Origin of the sequence: Collinsella aerofaciens, assembly GCF_039758965.1 — a bacterium.
Lineage (GTDB): Bacteria > Actinomycetota > Coriobacteriia > Coriobacteriales > Coriobacteriaceae > Collinsella > Collinsella aerofaciens_BR.
In genome coordinates this window covers 113,044-130,643 of the sequence record NZ_JBDMSL010000001.1, presented here as the reverse complement: position 1 = coordinate 130,643, position 17,600 = coordinate 113,044, and the positions used below count along the sequence as shown (strand labels likewise).

Sequence of the window (17,600 nt, the reverse complement as noted above, 5' to 3'; positions counted from 1 at the left end):
CCAGTTAGGAGACCCAAATGCTCACGGAAATCATCAGCAAGACCGTCGCGGACAAGACGGTGGACAGCATCCTGAAGCGCATCGAGCGCGCCGTCCCCGTGCCCGAGCCGGGCGACGGCGGCTTCGACGCCGCCATGCGCCAGGCGTTCAACATGGGGGCCGCCTGCATGGCCGCGCAGATCAAGAACGGCCCCGTGCCCACCAAGCGCATCGCGCTCATGGGCGAGGTGGCCCGCGTGGCGTGCCGCGCCCGCCTGGTGGGCATGGAGTGCCGCGTGGTCGTAGACGAGGAGGCCCGCGCATGCAATCGCTAGAGGAGGTCGCGATCTGCGACGTGTACCCCTACGAGCGCGCCGACGGCGAGCCGATGAACCCGCGCGACTTCACCACCAGGGAGAGCGCCGAGCACATCGCGGGCCTGGCCGCGCAGTTCAAGGCCAACCGCCTCAACCCCGGCCAGCCCGTCATGAAGCCCATCCTGTACAAGGAGGGCGGCATCTACTGGATCATCGACGGCGAGTGCCGCGTGCGCGCCATGAGGGCCATCGGCACCGAGCGTTTCCTCGCCGAGGTCTACGACGACCTGGACGACGCCGAGCTGGCGCGCGTGGAGGCCGCCAAGGCCATGGTGGAGACCGACGCCAAGCTGGGGCTGACCGCCGAGGAGAAGTCGCGCGGCGTGCAGACCATGCTGGCGCTCGACATTCCCGACGAGGAGGTGGCCGTGGCCGCCCGCACCGACGCGGGCACCGTGGCCAAGGCGCGCCGCGCCGCCCGCAGGGTGCAGGACGCCGCCTACGACATGACGCTCGACCGCCTGGCCGCCATCGCCGAGTTCGAGGGCGACGACGAGGCCGTGGCCGAGCTGCGCGACTGCAAGCAGTCCGAATGGCAGCGCGTGTACGCGAGCCTGAAGGCCGAGGCCGAGCAGAGGCGCAACCGCGCCGAGGTGGTGGCGGTGCTTGCCGACGCGGGCGTCGAGTTCGTCGACGAATGCCCCGAGGGCTTCGCCGCATGCCGCACGTTTTCCGACTACCGCCCCGACCTGGCGGCGCTGGACGCCTACGTGGCCGACAACGCGGGCGCGGGGCTTCTGGCCGAGGAGACGTCGTTCGGCGTGACCCTGCTGGCGCCGGTGGCCGAGGGGGCCGACGAGGCCGCACAGGCCGCAGCCCAGCGCAAGGCCGACTTCCAGGCCGCCTACGAGGACGGCGCGAAGGCCCGCCGCGAGTGGCTTGCCGCCCACGCGGGCGACCTCAAGTCGATGCGCCGCACGGCTCTGGCGCTGACCGCGTTCGCCATGGAGGCCGAGGCCGTGGAATCGTTCGAGGAGCTGCTGGGCCGACCCATCGACCGCACGCCTACCGAGCTGGCCGTGGCCATGGGCTGGCGGGCAGCGTGGAACATGAGCGGCTGGACGGCCTGGGGCCTCATGGAAGGCGGCAGCCCCGTGTACCTCAACCGAGCGACGGTCGAGAACGTGACCATCATCTACGAGGCCATGAAGGCCGACGGCTACGAGCCGAACGCGGCCGAGACGGAAACCTACGAGGCGTGCATGGCGCGCCTGGGAAGCGAGGAGTAAATGAGCGAAGCAGTTGAGGCCGAGATCATCGAGCCCGAGGAGGCGTCAGAGCTGACCGTGGCGTACTCCCCCGCCGTGATCGAGGCCAACTTCGACGCCCTGGAGGCGCACGTGCGCAGGCTGGTGGCCGACTACGAGGGCGCGACCTACGACATGGGCAAGGACGAGAACGTGAAGGCCGCCAAGCGCGACCGCGCCTACCTCAACGGCATCGCCAAGGAGATAGACGAGCGCCGCAAGGCCGTGAGCCGCGAGTACACGAAGCCCCTGGCCGCGTTCGAGGACAGGTGCAAGGCCGTGGCGGGCATCGCGAAGCAGGCAGCCGACGGCATCAAGGCGCAGCTGGACGAGGCCGAGGAGGATCGCCAGCTGCGCGCGTACGCCAAGCTGCGGGAGCACTACGAGGAGTTCGCCGGGCTGCTGGCCCCCGTCGTGCCCTATGAGCGTTTCCATGAGAAGCAGTGGACCAACAAGACCTTCGGCGAAGTGAAGGCATTCAAGGCCCTGGAGGCCAAGGTAGAGCGCCTGGCCCAGGACTGGGAAACCCTCAAGGCGCAGTTCCAGGGCGAGCCGTTCTACGACGAGGCCGAGCGCGAGCTGTTCGCCACCCTGGACCTCGGCGCGGCCATAACGGCGGCGCACAAGGCCGAGGAGGAGCGCCGGCGCATCGCCGAGCTGAAGGCGGCCATGGAGCCGGAACCCGTGGAAGAGCCCGAACCCGAACCCGAAGCGGTGCCCGAGCCCGCGGAATGCCAGCCCGCAGAGTTCCCGCAGCCGCTTGGGCAGATGCCCGAGCCGCAGCCCGCGCCCATGCCCGCCCCGGTGCAGCCAGCGCCGCCCGCACCGGCACCCGTGGCCATGGCGGGCGACCCGTGGACGGTCGTGGTGCCGTGCGCCACGCGCGAGCAGATGCAGGGCGTCGCGGCGGCCCTCAAGGCGCAGGGCGTCGTGGGCACCATCATGCACGGCACGGTGGGCCAGGTTTACGAGCGGATGAATGGAAGCTACTAGCATGACCCAGGAACAGCAGTCCATCGACCTCATGGCGGCCGTTGCCCGCGTGCAGCGCGCCGTGGTGGTGCCCAAGGCCAAGTACAACGCTTTCGGCAAGTTCAGCTACCGCAGCTACGAGGACATAGTGGCCGCGCTGAAGGAGCCGTGCGCCAAGGAGGGCCTGGCGTTCTTCATGACCGACGAGCTGGTGCAGATAGGCGACCGCTACTACGTGAAGTCCACGGCGTGCGTGTTCCCCGCCGAGGGCGGCGAGGGCCTGCTGCAGGTGAGCGCCTACGCCCGCGAGGACGAGCACAAGAAGGGCTCGGACGACGCCCAGGTGACCGGCATGGCGTCGAGCTACGCCCGCAAGTACGCGCTGTGCGGCGCGTTCGCCATCGACGGGCAGAGCGATCCCGACGCCATGGAGGAGCGGCCCGCGCCCGAGGAGAAGCAGCCGCCCGCAGACGGCCCCTTCACGGCCCACTGCCGCAGCTGCGGGGCGCGCTACCAGTTCGCCAGCATGCCGCAGTACATGGAGTTCGTGGCCAACAGCCCGTGCTGCCCGCGCCCCGACTGGCAGGTGGAGTAGATGCAGGCGCTCACCGAGGAGCTGGACGAGCTGACCGACAGGCTGGAGGCCGAGCTGAAGACCTGCAAGGAGTCGGGCTGCCAGTACGCCGAGAACGAGGCCGAGTACCGCAAGGCCCTGCGCATCGCCATCCTGAACGAGCGCCAGAAGGGCACGCCCGTCACCATCATCGGCGACGTGTGCCGGGGCCAGGAGCAGATAGCGGAGGCCAAGCGCCGCCGCGACTGCTCCGAGGCCATCTACAAGGCCTCGCAGGAGGCCATCAACGTAATCAAGCTGCGTATCCGCATGGTAGACGCGCAGATCACCCGCATCTGGAACAGCGGGGACGTAACCCAAGGAGGGTATCTATGAGCATCAACCGAGTGTGCATATCCGGCAACCTGACCCGCGACCCCGTGCTGCGCTCCACGTCTGGCGGCATGTCCGTGCTGTCCATGGGCGTGGCCGTCAACGACCGCCGCAAGAACCAGCAGACCGGGCAGTGGGAGGACTACCCGAACTTCGTGGACTGCACGCTGTTCGGCACCCGAGGCGAGAAGCTGGCGCAGTACCTCGCCAAAGGCAGCAAGGTGGCCATCGAGGGCAAGCTGCGCTACCGCAGCTGGAACGACCAGCAGACCGGCCAGAAGCGCAGCGCGCTGGAGGTCGTGATAGACGAGCTGGAGTTCATGAGCAGCCAGCAACAGCAGCAGGGCTACGCGCCGCAGCAGTACGCGCCCCAGGCGGCCCCGCAAGCGCCGCAGGCCCGCACGTACGGCCAGGGACGCCCCGCCCCGGCACCTGCGCCGCAGCAGCCCGCCTACGCGCCGCAGCCGGCCACTCAGCAGGCGTACGCGCCACAGCAGCCCGCGCCGCAGCAGCAGGCCATGCCCGATCTGTACGACGAGGATATCCCGTTTTAGGGAAGGCGACGGCGACACTATGGGCATGGTTATACACGACGACTTCTGGGCGGCCGCGCAGGCCATGCCCGAGAAGCAGCGCGCGCCGTTCATCTACGCCATCGTCGAGTACCGGTTCACGGGCAAGGAGCCGCAGGGCAGCCCCGCGTGGCTGCCCACCTTCCTGGTGCTCAAGGGCAGGCTCGACATGGGCGACGAGAAGAGCGAGCGCGCAAGGAAGGCGGCCAACGCCCGCTGGGGCAACAGGCCGGGGAAGGAAGACGCGGTGGACGATGCGGCGGCACGGGCGCAAGCCGATGCGCAAGCACATGCGGGAGCATATGCGGATACAGATGCAGTCGCACATGCGCAAGCAGATGCGGATGCACATGCAGGCGCATCGAGTTGCGGCAATGCAGAGGTTGAGGTTGAGGTTGAGTATATAGATAACCCCTTAATCCCCTTTGACGAAATCGTGCATGCGCTCAACGAGGCAGCCGGCACCCGCTACCGCTCAAGCAGCGCCAAGACCCGCAGGCTGATACACGCCCGCTGGGCCGAGGGCTACCGCCTCCCCGACTTCCTGGCCGTCATCGACACGATGGCAGCCGAGTGGGCGGGCGACCCGAAGATGGCCAAGTACCTGCGGCCCTCCACGCTGTTCTCGCCGAAGTTCGAGGACTACGTGAACCGCGGCCCGAGGACCCGGAAGGAGGCCGACGGCTATGCCGAGTACGACTGAGTGCCCCCACTGCGGGGCGCAGCTGGAGGGCAACTACGTGACCCTCATGGGCCGCCGCGCGTTCTGCGGCTGGAAGCCCTGCGGCTGCCCCGGCGCGGTGGCCGAACGGGCCGAGCGGGCGCGGCAGGAGGCACGCGCCAAGGCCGAGGAGGCCGCAGCCAAGCGCCGCCGGGCCTACGAGCGTGCGGGCATCAAGCCCCGCTTCATGGCCGCCGCCTCCCCCATGGCCGAGGGCATCGCCGCGAAGGTTGAGCAAGGGCGCGGGGCGTACATCTGCGGCCCCGTGGGAACCGGCAAGACCCACCTGGCGAGCGCCGTGGCGCGGCTCCTGGTGGACGGCGGCACCAGCGTGAGGGTGACCGACATGCTGGGCGTGCTGGCCGCCATCAAGGGCACCTACGGCGGCGACGGCACCGAGGACGGCGTGCTGTCCAGGCTGTCCCGCGTGGGGTGCCTGGTGCTGGACGACCTGGGCAAGGAGTCCCCCACCGACTGGACGCTGGGGCAGGTGTTCCGCGTCGTGAACGACAGGTACGAGAACATGAGGCCCGTGGTCGTGACCACGCAGTACGGCAAGGGCGACCTCATACGCCGCCTGGCCAAGAACGGCGACGAGGAGACGGCGGTGGCCATCGTGAGCCGCCTGTCGGAGATGTGCGACAAGTACGAGCTGCAAGGCAGGGACAGGAGGCTATCGAATGGCAAACGTTGACACGCTGCCCGAGATCCTGCGCCCCCTCATGGAGGGGCCGAGCATCGAGACGCCCAGGTGCGCCGTGTGCGGCGCGCCGTGGCCGCTCAACCGCCACCACATCGTGAGGCGCGGGGCGGGCAAGCTGTTCCGCGACGGGCGCGAGGTTCCCAAGCCCACGGTGATGCTGTGCGGCAGCGGCAACGGCAGCGGCTGCCACGGGCTTGCGCACGCCAACCGGCTGCACTTCCGCTGGGTCAGGGCCGAGCAGAGGTTCAACCGCCCAGCCCCGCCGGGCTCGGGGCACTGGGAGTACCTGCTGCTGCCGGAACCGACCAAGTACGCGGATGCCCTGGCCATGGACGGCTGGGGTCGGCTGCCGAGGGGCAGGCGGTGCATGTGAGCGGGTACGAGCCTTCAAGCGGGTGGAACCTCCCGCCCGGGTGCTTCGAGTCCGACCCCAGGGCACCGTGGAACCGGCCCGACCCGTGGGAGGGCCGCATGTGCCGGGAGTGCCGCTTCTGCGGCCGCGTGCAGGGCGCTGGCGGCGAGGCCGTGTGCGCCTGCGACGCCATGACTGGCGGCGGCCCCGACGTGGAGGCGGTAGACGAGACAAGCGAGGCATGCGAGTGCTTCGAGTTCGAATAGGAGACGAAACGATGAAGAAGATCTACGCGGTGGCCACGGAGAGCGACGTGGTGCTGGCGTTCGAGAGCAGATCGGACGCAGACGAGTACGCAGGCGAGCACGACGGCATGGCGGTGCTGCCGGTGCCGTGCGTGGGGGCCTACGAGTACCCCAGCGAGAAGCCGGCCACCGACTGGGACCGAATCGCCGACGCTCTGCCGAAGGGAGGCGAGCAGGCATGAGGCTGTACATGTGCGCATGCGAACGCTGCGGCAAGGAGGTGCCGGCGACCCTGGCGGGTTACGCCAAGATGGTGCTGGGGAACAGCGCGCGAATCGACGGCAAGGCAAGGGCCTTGTGCCCGGAGTGCGCCGAGAGCCTGCGGGCGTGGTTCCTCGCAGGCGCGGCGGAGCCGGAAGGAAGGGAGTAGCCATGGGAATCATCTGCGATACCTGCGGGCGCGATATCGACGCCCTGGGGCAGGACAACATGGGCGTGGACGCGCCGCTGTGCGAGGACTGCTGGAACGAGCGGAACGAGCAGCAGAGGCACGCGGCGGAGTCGCTGCTCCGCGAGATTCGCAACCTGAGGTTCGAGAACGCCCGGTTGCGCGAGAAGCTGGACGCCGGAACCGAAGAGACGGCCGTGCAGAACCTGCGCAAGGGCATCGAGACGGCCTACGAGGCGAGCCGCGAGCGCGCCCTGGCGCTCACGAAACTGGACGAGTGCGAGTTGTGGCTGGGGCGCTGCGAGCTGAGGGTGACAGCGTCACCGACGCTCAAGGGCGCGGCCCAGGACGCCGCCATGCCTTGCCTCAAGGCCGAAGAGGCGCGCGGTTTCGCGATGCCCGACGTGAACGTGGAGGTGAAGGCCGAGGTAACGGCCGAGGAGCTGGCCAAGAGCCTGCGCGAGGCCATGAAGCCGGCCATGCGGATGGCGGTGGAGTAGCCATGGAGCAGCAGACCGAGAAGCCGAAGCGCCGACCCAGTATCGAGGTGCGCTGCCCGAAGTGCGGCATGCGCGAGATCTGGCACCACCTACCCAAGGGCGGCGACCGCTGCCGCTGGTGCGGTCACCTGTTCGAGGACTTCACCTACCGCAAGGTCGGGCCGAGCGCGAAGGAGGGGGCGCGATGACGAACTGGGAGCACCTTTTCGGCACGCCCGAGCGGGCCATCCACACGGAGACGGAGTTCCACTCGTGGCCCTTCTTCATCGCCGTGTATGAGACGAGCCGCATGAGCAGCTGCACTACCAGCAAGCGGCTGCTGGCCAGCTTCTGCGAGGAGGCCGACTACCTGGAATGGCTCAAGGCCGAGTACGACGACGGAACCGTCGAGTGGGAGGAGCGATGAACCGCCCGGGATGCAACTGGGGCTGCCTGCTTTTCATAGCGGCGGCGATCGCCATAGACGTGGCCGCGTTCTTCGCCATGCGCGCGCTGGCGGCCGGCCTCGTGGCCATGGCAGCGGCGGCGTGCGGATAGGGGCAACCGAATACGGAAACAGGCAGAGGGCCGTCCTTCGGGGCGGCCTTTTCCGTGCCCGGCGACACGCTTGCGACCATATGGGCCGAGAGATAGGAGACGCATGGCGAGAGGCGAGACATACGAGGAGTTCACGGCAAAGTTCGAGCCGAAGAGGACGACGGACGACTGCTACACCCCGCCCGAGGTGTACGACTGCGTGCTGCGGTGGGCGCACCGGGAGTACGGGTTCGACCTGGCGAAGGTGGCGCGCCCGTTCTATCCGGGCGGCGACTACGAGCGCGAGGAGTACCCGCAGGGCTGCACGGTGGTGGACAACCCGCCGTTCTCCATCCTGAGCAAGATCGTCAAGCACTACCAGGAGCGCGGCGTGGGCTTCTTCCTGTTCGCCCCCACCCTGACGTGCATGGGCATCCGCAACTGCTGCAAGGTCGTGACGGGCGTCGGCGTGACGTACGCCAACGGCGCGAGCGTCAACACGTCGTTCGTGACCAACCTCGACCCCGCCCAGGCCCGCAGCGCGCCCGACCTGCGCGCCGAGCTGGACGCCGCGATAGAGCGCCTGCGCCGCGAGAAGGCCAAGGCGCTGCCGAAGTACGAGTACCCCGACGAGGTGCTGACCGCGCCCATGCTGGCGCGCTACTCCAAGTACGGCATCGACTTCCGCGTAGGCCCGCAGGAGTGCAGCTTCACGAGGGCGCTCGACGCGCAGCGCGGCCAGGGCAAGGCGATATACGGCAGCGGCTACCTCATATCAGAGCGTGCAGCCGCAGAGCGTTTCGCGCTTTCGCCGCGCGAGCGCGATGTGATCGCGTCGCTCGGCTAACGCGAAACTAATCAGGAAGGAGGCCGCAGGTGCCCAAGAAGGACAAGCCGCTCACGGCGAAGCAGGAGGCGTTCGCCCGCGAGATGGCCAAGCCCCGCGCCAAGCAGCAGGACGCGTACCGCGCGGCCTACGACTGCAAGCGCATGAACTACAACTCGATAAGCTGCGCCGCCTCCAAGCTGATGCGCGACCCACGAATCGCGCACAGAATCCAGGAAATCCGCGACGCGGCCGCCAAGGACTGCCGCTGGGAGCTGCAGGACGCGGCCGCCCCGCTGTTCGAGGTGCTGGACGGCGCGCTGCCCATCTTCCGCCGCCAGGCGGCCGAGGGCAGCATCAACGGCGACGCGCGCCTGGCCATAACCGAGAGCGTGAAGCTGCTCAACGACATGTTCGGCGTGGACGGCGCGAAGGCCGCCATGGCGGAGGCGGGGGTGACCATCGTTGACGACCTCGGTTAGGCTCTCGGACGTCGTGGCCTCCGTGTTCGCCGGCGTGTGGCGCTCCATCAAGGCGCACGAGTTCACGCACTACTGGTTCAAGGGCGGGCGCAACTCCACCAAGTCGTCGTTCATATCCATCGCCATCGTGCTGCTGATCATGCTCAACCCGGAGGCCAACGCCGTCGTGCTGCGCAAGGTCGGCAACACGCTGCGCACGTCCGTGTACGAGCAGATAGGCTGGGCGTGCGACGTGCTGGGCGTGGCGCACCTGTTCGACTTCGGCCTGTCCCCCATGGAGGTGACGTACCGCCCCACCGGGCAGGTCATACGCTTTGTGGGATGCGACAAGCCGAAGAAGCTGAAGTCCGCGAAGTTCCGCACCGGCTACTGCGCCGTGGTGTGGTTCGAGGAGGTAGACGAGTTCGACGGCATGGACGAGGTGCGCAGCGTGCTGGCCACGTTCCTGCGCGGCGGCGACATGTTCTGGGTGTTCTACAGCTACAACCCTCCCCGCTCGGCTCGCAACTGGGTGAACAAGGAGGCGCGCGACCTGGAGGCCCACCCGGGCGAGGACGGGCGCTTCATATGCCACACCACGTACCTGGACGTCATAGACGAGCACCCCGAATGGATAAGCGCCACCGCGCTGGCGGAGGCCGAGCGCAGCCGCCGCAAGACGCCCGAGTCCTACCGCTGGCAATGGCTCGGCGAGGTCATAGGCACGGGCTCCGAGGTGTTCCCCGACGAGCTGCTGGACATACGTCCCATCACCGCAGAGGAACGCGAGGCCATCGCCCTGCGCTCGTTCGGCGTGGACGCGGGCAGCGTGCACCCGTGGGTGTTCATGGAGGCGGGATACGACGAGAACGAGCGCGTGCTTTACCTGCTGGACGAGGAGAGCCGCCAGGGAACCGAGGCCATCGACGTCAAGACCGCCGAGCTGGTGGCCGCCAAGCTGCAGGAGGCCGAGGACCCCGCCGCCGACGTGTGGTGCGACAGCGCGGCGCGCGGCATGATCCTCTACTACCAGGAGCAGGGCATCGGCGCGCAGAAGTCGCTCAAGCAGGGCCTGAACGCGCCCAAGAGCCGCATCAGGTGGATGCAGAACCTCACGCGCATAGTCATCGACCCCGACCGCTGCCCGCTCGCCGCCAAGGAGTTCCCCGAGTTCGAGTACGTGTCGAACGGGCAGGGCGACATAACCGAGACACTGCCGAAGGTGAACGACGACGCGATAGACGCGGCGGGCTACGCCGCAGGACTGTGGATAAGGAGCAACCTCTGATGGAGAAGCGAGGCAACACGGGCTACGCCGAGGCGTGGCTGCGCCGCATGGGATACCAGCCGGACACCCGCATGCAGGGCATGGTGGGCGTCTGGTTCGGCTGGTTCGCGGCGAACAACGGCTGGTACCACTACAGCGAGCGGCGCGGCTTCCGCGTGTACAAGCGCGAGCGCGCCAGCCTGCACCCGGCGGCGCTCGTGGCCGACGAGTGGGCCAGTCTGCTCATGAACGAGAGCACGATCATCTCCAGCACGAGCGACGAGCGCCGCGCCTGGATGGCGCGCTACTTCGCCAACCCCACGACAACGGGCGGGGACGGCCAGGAGGCGACGGAGGGCAACGCGCCGGCGCAGCAGCCCACGGAGGACAGCGGCGCGCCCTCCTCGTTCGCCATGGACAACGCCGACTTCATAGCCCGCGCGTTCGCCATGGGGACCGGCGCGTGGGTCATCGAGCCGCGAGGCGTGACCGACAGCGCCTACACGCCCGACGCCGAGCTGCGCATCGTGCGCTACGACGCCACGCAGATAGTCCCGCTCACGTGGAGCGCCGACGACTGCACGCAGTGCGCGTTCGTGGGCCGCGTGGAGGTCGCCGGGCGCGACTACGACCAGTGCCAGGCCCACGTGCTCAAGGGCGGCACCTATCACATCCTCACGCAGCTGTTCGACACCAAGACGCACAAGCAGGTGGCGGTCGAGGGCATCAGCGCCGACATGGACACGCGCTGCACCCGCCCGCTTTTCGCGCTGGTGCGCCCCGCCGTGTCGAACCGCTTCTACGACTACTGCGCGATGGGCGCGAGCGTGTACTGCAACGCCGTGGGGGCCATGAAGGTGGTCGACGAGGCCGCCACCTCCCTGCTCGACCACATTCGCGTGGGCCGCCCGCGCACGTTCGTGGACAAGACCCTCATAGAGTCCAAGACCGACAAGGGGCCGGACGGCAGCCTCACGAAAACGTACTACGCCTTCGGCGAGGCCGACGACACCATCTTCAGCATGAACCCCGGCGACGAGGGCTCGGCGAAGATTCAGACCGTTCAGAGCGACCTCAAGGCCGACGAGAACGCCAGCGCCATCAACACGGGCCTGCGCCTGCTGTCGGTGGCGTGCGGCTTCGGCAACGGCTACTTCTCCTGGGAGTCGCACACGGGCCTGAAGACCGCCAAGGAGGTGGCGGCCGACAACTCGCAGCTGATGCGATCCATCCACCGGCACGAGAACGCCCTGCGCAAGTCCATCGTGCGCCTCGTGAACGGCATGGCCGACGCGTGCCGCAGCATCAAGGGCGAGGCCGTGCCCTACGGCGACGTCACCGTGGACTTCGACGACTCCATCATCAGCGACACGCAGAGCGCGCGCGAGATGGCCATGAGCGAGGTCGGCGCGGGCATCATGGCCCCGTGGGAGTACCGCCGCCGCTTCTACGGCGAGACCAGCAACGAGGCCAAGGCCAACGTGCCCGAGCAGCAGGGCGGCGCGTTCGACATGCTGGGCGACGGGCTCGCCTGATGCTGGGGCCGGACTACATAGAGCACTTCACCGACGCGGCGCAGGGGGCCATGGACGAGTACGCCCTGCGCCTGGTGTGCATCTACGCCGCCCTCATAGGCTCCATCGACTTCGAGGGCGAGAGCGCCTACTCCCAGGCCGCCAGGAAGGCCGCGCTGGCCGCCAAGGACGTGCAGAAGGCCATGAGCGAGGAGGGCCGCAGAGCCGCGAGAGAGGCTGCCAAGGCGGCGGCCGAGGCTGTGGCCAAGAGCGCCGAGACCGACCTGTCCACGCTGGGCACGGCCATGGGCGCGCTGTCTAAGACGATGCAGTGGAGGCTGCACAACTCGGCGCGGGCCACGGCGGCGGGCGTTCAGGAAGTGGTGAGCCGAGACAACCTGAAGATGCCCGCCAACGTGCAGCGCGCGTACCTCGAAGTCGTGGCGCAGGCCGTGGCGCAGGTGAACTCGGGCATGGCGGGCTACGAGCAGGCCACCCGCGAGGCCGTGCTGAAGCTGGCGCGGCGGGGCGTGTCCGTCGTGGACTACAAGAGCGGGGCGTGGGCGCAGGCCGACGTGGCCATGCGCCGCCACGTGCGCACCCAGGTGGTACAGGCAGGCAGCCGCAACACGCTGGAGCTGCTTGAGGAGACGGGGCACGACCTCGTGCAGACCTCCTCGCACGGCGGCGCGCGCGAGAGCCACGCCAAGTGGCAGGGCCGCGTTTTCAGCCTGTCGGGCAAGTCCAAGAAATACCCGCCGTTCTACCGCGAGACGGGCTACGGCTCGGTCGATGGCTTGTGCGGCGCGAACTGCAAACACGACTTCGGCATCTACGTGGAGGGCCAGCCGCTGCGCTACGAGCGCGACCCCGACGGCGGCGACGAGAAGCGCGAGGAGCGATACCGGGCAGAGCAGAAGCAGCGCGAGCTTGAGCGCGGCATACGCGCCGCCAAGCGCGAGGCAACGGCCCTGGAGGCCGCCGGGCTCGATAACACCAAGGAGCGCCTGCGCCTGGGCAAGCTGCAGAAGCGCCAGCGCGAGCACATAGCCGCCCACCCCTACCTGTCCCGCGAGCGCACGCGCGAGGCCGCCATGGAATCGAAGGCGCGCATCTACCCGCTTGCCACGGACAAGACCTGGGTGCGCGAGAAGTTCATGCCGGGCAAGGGCGCGGGCACCGCCGCAGACGTGAGCCGCCGGGCCGTGAACGGCAGGGCCTACCACGACAAGGTGGCCTCCCTTCCCATCCCAAAGCGCGCGAGCGAGGCCGTGTACGCCGAGAGCCGCCGCATCCTGCGCGACCGCGACGGCACGGGCTACGAACGCATGTCCGTGGTTTCATGGAAGAAGGGCGAGCGCGTCACCGATACCTTCGGGCACGGCCTGAAGAGCCAGGCGTGCGGCCTGACCGCAAAGCAGGTGGAGGCGTGCAGGCGCACCGAGGGCGGCGTGGTGCTGATCCACAACCACCCCATGAGCTCGCCGCCGTCGTGGACCGACATTCGAACGGTGGCGGAAAACGACTGGGTGCGCAGCTCGGTGGTGGCGTGCCACGATGGTACAATCTACGAAATCAAGGTGAACGACCCCGGCGTGGTGAAGGCGTACGAGAGAATACGCCAGCAGATGAAGGCGCTTTACCCGAACGCGGGCGGCGCTGCCATCGACCACTACACGACGGAAATGCTCTACAAGCAGAACGAGGAGGCGAAATGGTTCAGGCTGACAAAAAAGAAGTGACCCCCGATGACTGGGTTCTAGTCATCGACGACCACGTGCCCGAGTTGAGCGAGGACGAGAAGCTGAGCGAAAAAGAACGCGAGGAACTTTTCGCCAAGTGCCGCAAGGTTCTGCGCGACGAGGGCCTGATGCACTAGGCATCACCGACAACCGAACAGCGACACGGCATCAAGGCCGCCCACGAACGGGCGGCCTTTTCTTTTGCCTGGCGACACCTCGGGGAAGATGCGGTCACGCGATGGGGCGGCGACAACGGCCCCGCACGCGACCACGGCGACAACGGTGGGCCATCCAAGCGCGCAGGGAAGCGCGACAACCAAACACGGAAGGAGCAAGCGATGGCGGAAGACAACAAGCCCCAGGGAAACGAGGGCGGCGAAGGCCAGAACACCGAGCCCCAGAAGGAGGTCGTGTCCTACGCGAAGTACAAGCGCGAGACCGACGAGTACCAGGAGCAGGTGAAGGCCCTCAAGGCCGAGCTGGAGCAGCGCGACAAGCAGATCGAGGAGTTCACCTCCAAGGCGGGCAACGCCGAGGAGCTGCAGGCCGCGCTCGACAAGGCCAAGGCCGACAACGAGGCGTACAAGGCCGACGCCGAGAAGCGCGAGGCCGACATGCGCCGCGACTTCGCCATCGACACCAAGCTGGCGCAGATGGGGGTGCGCAACGCCAAGGCGGCGCGCGCGATCATCCCGAACATCGCCGACGCGAAGCTGGACGAGCAGGGCAACCTCACGGGCATCGACTTCGAGGCCCTGAAGAAGGATAACGCCTACATGTTCACCGACCAGCCCCGCGAGAGCGCGGGCGGCGACCCCAAGGGCGGCGCAGGCTCCGACGGCCTGGCCGACTTCCGCGCAGCTTTCGGACTCACCGACGAATCTTCAAAGGAGTAAATCATGCCAAACAGCATCGAACTGCCCAAGGGCTACGAGAACGTGCTCATGGAGGCGTACCGCAAGGAATCCCTGACCGCAGTGCTTGAGAGCGCCGCGCCGCAGGGCAACATCGCGCAGATGGAGCAGCTGGGCGAGTTCTACTATCCCGTCTACTCCATGGGCGGCCTGGGCGACGTGCAGGCCAACGGGCGACTGCCGCAGAACAGCGGCGCGTCCCTGACTTGGAAGCCCATCAGCGCCAACTACGACCGCGGCACCATCCTGGAAATCGACCAGAAAGTGGACGCCCAGTCCTTCAACCTGGCGTTCGGCAACGCCGCCGCGCACTTCAACCGCACCAAGGTGGTGCCCGAGGGAGACGCGTTCGTGTTCTCCACGCTGTGCGCGGGCACCGGCATCACCAAGGAGCAGAAGACCTACTCCGACGGCGCGGACATGCTCAAGGGCCTGAACGCCGCCATGTGCGACATGGACGAGAAGGAGGTGCCGGAAGAGGGCCGCGTGCTGTTCATCACCCCCACCCTGCTGGGTATGGTGAAGGACCTGGACACCACCAAGTCCCGAGAGGCGCTGGACGGCTTCTCCTCCATCGTGAAGGTGCCGCAGTCCCGCTTCTACAGCGCCATCGACCTTTTGGACGGCACCACCAAGGACGAGGAGATCGGCCACTACAAGAAGGGCACCGGCGCGGTGGACATGAACTTCCTAATCGTCCACAAGGACGCCGTGGTGCTGCGCTGGAACTTCGCGCACGGCAAGGTCATCGACGCCGAAGACAACCAGCAGGGCTTCGGCCACCTGTTCAAGTACCGCAAGTACGGCGTGTGCGGCGTCCGCGAGAACCTGGCGCACTACATCACCGCAGGCATGAAGGCCGCGTAGGAAGGAGGCGCGACATGCGCACTGTTGGACTGGCCTTCGAGAAGGAGGCCCCGAAGAAGACCAAGCCCGCCAAGGGCAAGGCGGAAAAGACCGAGGCGAAGGCCGCAGACGAGCAGCCCGCCAAGGGCAAGGCGGAAAAGCCCGAGGCGGCCGAGGACGATGGAAACTAGAGCCCCGACCCACGAGGACTACCTGGCAGCCGGGCGCGGGGAGCTGTCCGCCGAGGAGTTCAAGGCGGCGCTCCCCCACGCCACGGCAGCCGTGCGCGACCTGATCTTCCCCAACGAGCCGGACGGCTCCGAGGAGTGGGCGCGCGCGGTCATGGCGGCCTGCGAGGTCGACGCCGCATACGGATGCTCGGGCGGCATCATGGAGGGCGGCGGCTTTACCGTCGGCTCGTTCTCGTGGAACCCCGGTACCGAAGGGGCCAGCACCTACCGCAGCGACATGGAGGCCGCCGTCCGCCGCGAGCTGCTTGGAACGCCGCTGCTCTACGCGGGCATCGGGGGTGCCAGATGATGCGGGTGCCGCGCTCGGCGCGGCCCTCCACCATGTCCGTCAAGGTGCCCAGGGAGGGCGGCTACGGCGGCGAGTTCGAGCAGCCCGTCGAGGTGCGCCGCGTGCGCTTCGAGCCCGTCTCGGCGTGGCTCGTGCGCGAGTACGCCCTGGGCGACGGCGCGCAGGGCCTCGTGATAGCGGACGGCGCGGACAGCCCCGGCATGTTCGACGTGCCAGTGGGCAGCCGCGTGAGCATCGACGGGGGCGAGTGGATGAACGTGGCGAGGTGCACGCCCCGCCGCGCGTTCGGCACCCGTCCCCACCACTGGGAACTGGAGGTGAGGTAGCCATGCCCGCAGCAGTCACGGTCGACCTGACCAAGCTCATGAAGCGTTTCAGCGCGAAGGAGCTGGAGGCCAAGCAGGTGAAGTTCGCCATGAGCGTGGCCGAGGACATGAACGCGTTCACGCCAGAGGACACCAAGCGCATGCACAACTCCATGCAGGCCGCCTCCGACTTCAGGCAGGGCCTCGTCATATGGGACGCCGACTACGCCGCCTCCGACTTCAGGCAGGGCCGCGTCACATGGGACGCCGACTACGCCGCCTACGTGCGCGACCTGCCCGACAGCTCCATCAAGCACGGCAAGAACCCGAGGGCCAAGGCCGACTGGCCGAAGGCCGCGAAGGAAGCGCACGGCGAGGACTGGGAGCGCCTGGCCGTCGATCTCCTGACCGAGGGGGCGTGACATGGCCCCGGACGTGATGGAGGCGGCGAAGGCCGCCATAGAGGCCCTGGGCTACGGCCCGGTGCTGCTCACCCGCCTGGCCGCCTCGCGCGGCCACGACGACGCGGTGGTGCTGCGGCCCATGCCCATCACCGACGTGGTGCGCCACATGGACGGCACCCGCCGCGTGGGCTACGTGCTGCAGGTCATCGTGAAGGACACCTCCGAGGCCAAGGCCATGGGCGACGCCTACGACCTGGCCGACGCGCTGGACGGGGCCGACCTGTCCTCGCCCACGGGCTCCTACGGCTTCACGAGCGCGTCGCTGTACACCGAGCCGCAGGAGATAACGCCGCCCGAGGGCGGGCCGTACCTGTGGGAGTTCCGAATCAAAGCGACCATAACCATAGAGAAGGGATAACGATGGCAAAGAACCAAGACCTGGGCTTCGCGCCCAACTACATGAGCGCGCTGGAGATCGACACCACGCCAGACGCGGCCAGCCCCACGTGGGCCATCTTCTCGCGCGGCATCACCGAGGTGAAGCCGACCACCAACGAGACCACCGAGACCAAGGACTACTACGACGGCTACGGCACCCCCACCGACAAGGTGAAGAGCGTGCAGCCGCAGTACGAGGTCACTGGCGACCGCTGCTACGGCGACCCCGCGCAGGACTTCGTTGCCAGCCTGGCGCTTGAGACCGGCGAGGGCCGCACGGGCCACTTCCGCCACACCGACCCCAACGGCGACGTGGTTGAGGGCGATTGCACCTACCTGGGCCTGACCGTCGGCTCGCAGCAGGGCGCGGCGTCCGACCCCGGCGCGTTCTCCTGCACAATCTCGGGCGCTGGCGCTATGCGCTACATCCCCGCCAACAAGCTCAAGCAGCCCACGGGCGTCACCTGCACCGCGCCGACAGGCCCGGCCGTGGGCAAGTCCATGAAGCTCGCGCCGACCGTCACGCCCGCCGAGGCGAACGCCAAGTGCTTCTTCGCATCGGGCAACACCGACGTGGCCACCGTCGACAGCGACGGCAACGTGACGGGCGTGGCCGCAGGCGAGGCGGTCATCACCGTGCGATGCGCGTCCAAGCCGAGCATCTGCACGCAGGTGAAGGTCACCGTGGCGGCGAAGTAGCCGCAGGCGACACCAGACATAACCTCCTGGACATGGGGGCGCGGGCTAGTGAGCGGCCCGCGCCCC

At 68.1% G+C, this 17,600-nt stretch carries 30 protein-coding genes; all 30 read left to right on the top strand.

Annotated features, from left to right (window positions below):
* Window positions 1-17 precede the first annotated feature (17 nt).
* The 30 genes from ABHU32_RS00610 (at window position 18) to ABHU32_RS00465 (ending at window position 17,534) form a co-directional block, all read left to right on the top strand.
* Window positions 18-314, top strand: coding sequence for a hypothetical protein (locus ABHU32_RS00610; RefSeq protein ID WP_117765307.1), 297 nt, complete (start codon window positions 18-20; stop codon window positions 312-314).
* On the top strand, window positions 302-1,585 hold the full coding sequence (locus tag ABHU32_RS00605) for a ParB N-terminal domain-containing protein (RefSeq protein WP_346978466.1): 1,284 nt from the start codon (window positions 302-304) through the stop codon (window positions 1,583-1,585). Before ABHU32_RS00610 ends, ABHU32_RS00605 begins: the two co-directional genes overlap by 13 nt.
* Window positions 1,586-2,596, top strand: a complete 1,011-nt coding sequence (locus ABHU32_RS00600) for a DUF1351 domain-containing protein (RefSeq protein ID WP_346978464.1) — start codon at window positions 1,586-1,588, stop codon at window positions 2,594-2,596.
* A gap of 1 nt (window position 2,597) precedes the next feature.
* Entirely contained in the window at window positions 2,598-3,170 is a 573-nt protein-coding gene (locus ABHU32_RS00595; RefSeq protein WP_271746159.1) for an ERF family protein, read from the top strand.
* Window positions 3,171-3,524, top strand: a complete 354-nt coding sequence (locus ABHU32_RS00590; protein ID WP_117637860.1) for a hypothetical protein — start codon at window positions 3,171-3,173, stop codon at window positions 3,522-3,524.
* Entirely contained in the window at window positions 3,521-4,075 is a 555-nt protein-coding gene (locus tag ABHU32_RS00585; protein WP_346978461.1) for a single-stranded DNA-binding protein, read from the top strand. The genes ABHU32_RS00590 and ABHU32_RS00585 overlap by 4 nt, the downstream gene beginning before the upstream one ends.
* A 19-nt stretch (window positions 4,076-4,094) precedes the next feature.
* A complete protein-coding gene (locus tag ABHU32_RS00580; RefSeq protein WP_117637862.1) occupies window positions 4,095-4,796 on the top strand; it encodes a conserved phage C-terminal domain-containing protein in 702 nt (233 codons plus the stop codon).
* A complete protein-coding gene (locus ABHU32_RS00575; protein ID WP_346978459.1) occupies window positions 4,780-5,508 on the top strand; it encodes an ATP-binding protein in 729 nt (242 codons plus the stop codon). Before ABHU32_RS00580 ends, ABHU32_RS00575 begins: the two co-directional genes overlap by 17 nt.
* Entirely contained in the window at window positions 5,495-5,890 is a 396-nt protein-coding gene (locus ABHU32_RS00570) for a hypothetical protein (protein ID WP_118349165.1), read from the top strand. The genes ABHU32_RS00575 and ABHU32_RS00570 overlap by 14 nt, the downstream gene beginning before the upstream one ends.
* 98 nt (window positions 5,891-5,988) lie before the next feature.
* Window positions 5,989-6,135 (top strand): hypothetical protein, encoded by a 147-nt coding sequence (locus ABHU32_RS00565; protein ID WP_346978458.1) that lies wholly within the window; start codon window positions 5,989-5,991, stop codon window positions 6,133-6,135.
* A gap of 11 nt (window positions 6,136-6,146) precedes the next feature.
* A complete protein-coding gene (locus tag ABHU32_RS00560) occupies window positions 6,147-6,356 on the top strand; it encodes a DUF3110 domain-containing protein (RefSeq protein WP_152067355.1) in 210 nt (69 codons plus the stop codon).
* A complete protein-coding gene (locus ABHU32_RS00555; protein WP_346978457.1) occupies window positions 6,353-6,544 on the top strand; it encodes a hypothetical protein in 192 nt (63 codons plus the stop codon). Before ABHU32_RS00560 ends, ABHU32_RS00555 begins: the two co-directional genes overlap by 4 nt.
* Before the next feature lie 2 nt (window positions 6,545-6,546).
* Entirely contained in the window at window positions 6,547-7,062 is a 516-nt protein-coding gene (locus ABHU32_RS00550) for a hypothetical protein (protein ID WP_346978455.1), read from the top strand.
* Window positions 7,063-7,064: 2 nt separating this feature from the next.
* The gene (locus ABHU32_RS00545) at window positions 7,065-7,250 is read left to right on the top strand and encodes a hypothetical protein (RefSeq protein WP_117637868.1); all 186 of its coding nucleotides are present in this window, start codon (window positions 7,065-7,067) and stop codon (window positions 7,248-7,250) included.
* Entirely contained in the window at window positions 7,247-7,468 is a 222-nt protein-coding gene (locus tag ABHU32_RS00540) for a hypothetical protein (protein ID WP_118349161.1), read from the top strand. The genes ABHU32_RS00545 and ABHU32_RS00540 overlap by 4 nt, the downstream gene beginning before the upstream one ends.
* On the top strand, window positions 7,465-7,599 hold the full coding sequence (locus ABHU32_RS00535) for a hypothetical protein (protein WP_346978453.1): 135 nt from the start codon (window positions 7,465-7,467) through the stop codon (window positions 7,597-7,599). The genes ABHU32_RS00540 and ABHU32_RS00535 overlap by 4 nt, the downstream gene beginning before the upstream one ends.
* 103 nt (window positions 7,600-7,702) lie before the next feature.
* A complete protein-coding gene (locus ABHU32_RS00530; protein WP_346978452.1) occupies window positions 7,703-8,425 on the top strand; it encodes a hypothetical protein in 723 nt (240 codons plus the stop codon).
* Window positions 8,426-8,454: 29 nt separating this feature from the next.
* A complete protein-coding gene (locus ABHU32_RS00525) occupies window positions 8,455-8,886 on the top strand; it encodes a hypothetical protein (protein WP_117765325.1) in 432 nt (143 codons plus the stop codon).
* Window positions 8,870-10,153, top strand: coding sequence for a PBSX family phage terminase large subunit (locus ABHU32_RS00520; protein WP_346978450.1), 1,284 nt, complete (start codon window positions 8,870-8,872; stop codon window positions 10,151-10,153). Before ABHU32_RS00525 ends, ABHU32_RS00520 begins: the two co-directional genes overlap by 17 nt.
* Window positions 10,153-11,667, top strand: coding sequence for a phage portal protein (locus tag ABHU32_RS00515; protein WP_346978448.1), 1,515 nt, complete (start codon window positions 10,153-10,155; stop codon window positions 11,665-11,667). Before ABHU32_RS00520 ends, ABHU32_RS00515 begins: the two co-directional genes overlap by 1 nt.
* Before the next feature lie 50 nt (window positions 11,668-11,717).
* Window positions 11,718-13,388 carry a phage minor capsid protein gene (locus tag ABHU32_RS00510; RefSeq protein WP_346978446.1) on the top strand — a complete coding sequence of 557 codons (1,671 nt, stop codon included), beginning with the start codon at window positions 11,718-11,720 and terminating at the stop codon, window positions 13,386-13,388.
* Complete coding sequence (locus ABHU32_RS00505) at window positions 13,361-13,525, top strand: hypothetical protein (protein WP_346978444.1); 165 nt, start codon at window positions 13,361-13,363, stop codon at window positions 13,523-13,525. Before ABHU32_RS00510 ends, ABHU32_RS00505 begins: the two co-directional genes overlap by 28 nt.
* Before the next feature lie 201 nt (window positions 13,526-13,726).
* Complete coding sequence (locus ABHU32_RS00500; protein ID WP_346978442.1) at window positions 13,727-14,284, top strand: phage scaffolding protein; 558 nt, start codon at window positions 13,727-13,729, stop codon at window positions 14,282-14,284.
* Between the two features lie 3 nt (window positions 14,285-14,287).
* Complete coding sequence (locus ABHU32_RS00495; RefSeq protein ID WP_195535006.1) at window positions 14,288-15,169, top strand: hypothetical protein; 882 nt, start codon at window positions 14,288-14,290, stop codon at window positions 15,167-15,169.
* A 14-nt stretch (window positions 15,170-15,183) separates the two neighbouring features.
* Window positions 15,184-15,339 carry a hypothetical protein gene (locus tag ABHU32_RS00490; protein WP_346978440.1) on the top strand — a complete coding sequence of 52 codons (156 nt, stop codon included), beginning with the start codon at window positions 15,184-15,186 and terminating at the stop codon, window positions 15,337-15,339.
* Window positions 15,329-15,688: a hypothetical protein gene (locus ABHU32_RS00485; RefSeq protein WP_346978438.1), complete on the top strand. Its 360-nt coding sequence runs from the start codon at window positions 15,329-15,331 to the stop codon at window positions 15,686-15,688. The genes ABHU32_RS00490 and ABHU32_RS00485 overlap by 11 nt, the downstream gene beginning before the upstream one ends.
* Before the next feature lie 32 nt (window positions 15,689-15,720).
* Window positions 15,721-16,014 (top strand): putative minor capsid protein, encoded by a 294-nt coding sequence (locus ABHU32_RS00480; protein WP_147336073.1) that lies wholly within the window; start codon window positions 15,721-15,723, stop codon window positions 16,012-16,014.
* 2 nt (window positions 16,015-16,016) lie between these two features.
* Entirely contained in the window at window positions 16,017-16,415 is a 399-nt protein-coding gene (locus tag ABHU32_RS00475; RefSeq protein WP_346978436.1) for a minor capsid protein, read from the top strand.
* A 1-nt stretch (window position 16,416) separates the two neighbouring features.
* Window positions 16,417-16,815, top strand: a complete 399-nt coding sequence (locus tag ABHU32_RS00470) for a phage tail terminator protein (protein WP_346978435.1) — start codon at window positions 16,417-16,419, stop codon at window positions 16,813-16,815.
* Between the two features lie 2 nt (window positions 16,816-16,817).
* On the top strand, window positions 16,818-17,534 hold the full coding sequence (locus ABHU32_RS00465; RefSeq protein ID WP_117637882.1) for a phage tail tube protein: 717 nt from the start codon (window positions 16,818-16,820) through the stop codon (window positions 17,532-17,534).
* Window positions 17,535-17,600: the final 66 nt, after the last annotated feature.

Coding starts and splice junctions, on each gene's coding strand:
- ABHU32_RS00610 (WP_117765307.1), top strand. CDS start 18: ATGCTCACGGAAATCATCAGCAAGACCGTCGCGGACAAGACGGTGGAC.
- ABHU32_RS00605 (WP_346978466.1), top strand. CDS start 302: ATGCAATCGCTAGAGGAGGTCGCGATCTGCGACGTGTACCCCTACGAG.
- ABHU32_RS00600 (WP_346978464.1), top strand. CDS start 1,586: ATGAGCGAAGCAGTTGAGGCCGAGATCATCGAGCCCGAGGAGGCGTCA.
- ABHU32_RS00595 (WP_271746159.1), top strand. CDS start 2,598: ATGACCCAGGAACAGCAGTCCATCGACCTCATGGCGGCCGTTGCCCGC.
- ABHU32_RS00590 (WP_117637860.1), top strand. CDS start 3,171: ATGCAGGCGCTCACCGAGGAGCTGGACGAGCTGACCGACAGGCTGGAG.
- ABHU32_RS00585 (WP_346978461.1), top strand. CDS start 3,521: ATGAGCATCAACCGAGTGTGCATATCCGGCAACCTGACCCGCGACCCC.
- ABHU32_RS00580 (WP_117637862.1), top strand. CDS start 4,095: ATGGGCATGGTTATACACGACGACTTCTGGGCGGCCGCGCAGGCCATG.
- ABHU32_RS00575 (WP_346978459.1), top strand. CDS start 4,780: ATGCCGAGTACGACTGAGTGCCCCCACTGCGGGGCGCAGCTGGAGGGC.
- ABHU32_RS00570 (WP_118349165.1), top strand. CDS start 5,495: ATGGCAAACGTTGACACGCTGCCCGAGATCCTGCGCCCCCTCATGGAG.
- ABHU32_RS00565 (WP_346978458.1), top strand. CDS start 5,989: ATGTGCCGGGAGTGCCGCTTCTGCGGCCGCGTGCAGGGCGCTGGCGGC.
- ABHU32_RS00560 (WP_152067355.1), top strand. CDS start 6,147: ATGAAGAAGATCTACGCGGTGGCCACGGAGAGCGACGTGGTGCTGGCG.
- ABHU32_RS00555 (WP_346978457.1), top strand. CDS start 6,353: ATGAGGCTGTACATGTGCGCATGCGAACGCTGCGGCAAGGAGGTGCCG.
- ABHU32_RS00550 (WP_346978455.1), top strand. CDS start 6,547: ATGGGAATCATCTGCGATACCTGCGGGCGCGATATCGACGCCCTGGGG.
- ABHU32_RS00545 (WP_117637868.1), top strand. CDS start 7,065: ATGGAGCAGCAGACCGAGAAGCCGAAGCGCCGACCCAGTATCGAGGTG.
- ABHU32_RS00540 (WP_118349161.1), top strand. CDS start 7,247: ATGACGAACTGGGAGCACCTTTTCGGCACGCCCGAGCGGGCCATCCAC.
- ABHU32_RS00535 (WP_346978453.1), top strand. CDS start 7,465: ATGAACCGCCCGGGATGCAACTGGGGCTGCCTGCTTTTCATAGCGGCG.
- ABHU32_RS00530 (WP_346978452.1), top strand. CDS start 7,703: ATGGCGAGAGGCGAGACATACGAGGAGTTCACGGCAAAGTTCGAGCCG.
- ABHU32_RS00515 (WP_346978448.1), top strand. CDS start 10,153: ATGGAGAAGCGAGGCAACACGGGCTACGCCGAGGCGTGGCTGCGCCGC.
- ABHU32_RS00510 (WP_346978446.1), top strand. CDS start 11,718: ATGGACGAGTACGCCCTGCGCCTGGTGTGCATCTACGCCGCCCTCATA.
- ABHU32_RS00505 (WP_346978444.1), top strand. CDS start 13,361: ATGGTTCAGGCTGACAAAAAAGAAGTGACCCCCGATGACTGGGTTCTA.
- ABHU32_RS00500 (WP_346978442.1), top strand. CDS start 13,727: ATGGCGGAAGACAACAAGCCCCAGGGAAACGAGGGCGGCGAAGGCCAG.
- ABHU32_RS00495 (WP_195535006.1), top strand. CDS start 14,288: ATGCCAAACAGCATCGAACTGCCCAAGGGCTACGAGAACGTGCTCATG.
- ABHU32_RS00490 (WP_346978440.1), top strand. CDS start 15,184: ATGCGCACTGTTGGACTGGCCTTCGAGAAGGAGGCCCCGAAGAAGACC.
- ABHU32_RS00485 (WP_346978438.1), top strand. CDS start 15,329: ATGGAAACTAGAGCCCCGACCCACGAGGACTACCTGGCAGCCGGGCGC.
- ABHU32_RS00480 (WP_147336073.1), top strand. CDS start 15,721: ATGTCCGTCAAGGTGCCCAGGGAGGGCGGCTACGGCGGCGAGTTCGAG.
- ABHU32_RS00475 (WP_346978436.1), top strand. CDS start 16,017: ATGCCCGCAGCAGTCACGGTCGACCTGACCAAGCTCATGAAGCGTTTC.
- ABHU32_RS00470 (WP_346978435.1), top strand. CDS start 16,417: ATGGCCCCGGACGTGATGGAGGCGGCGAAGGCCGCCATAGAGGCCCTG.
- ABHU32_RS00465 (WP_117637882.1), top strand. CDS start 16,818: ATGGCAAAGAACCAAGACCTGGGCTTCGCGCCCAACTACATGAGCGCG.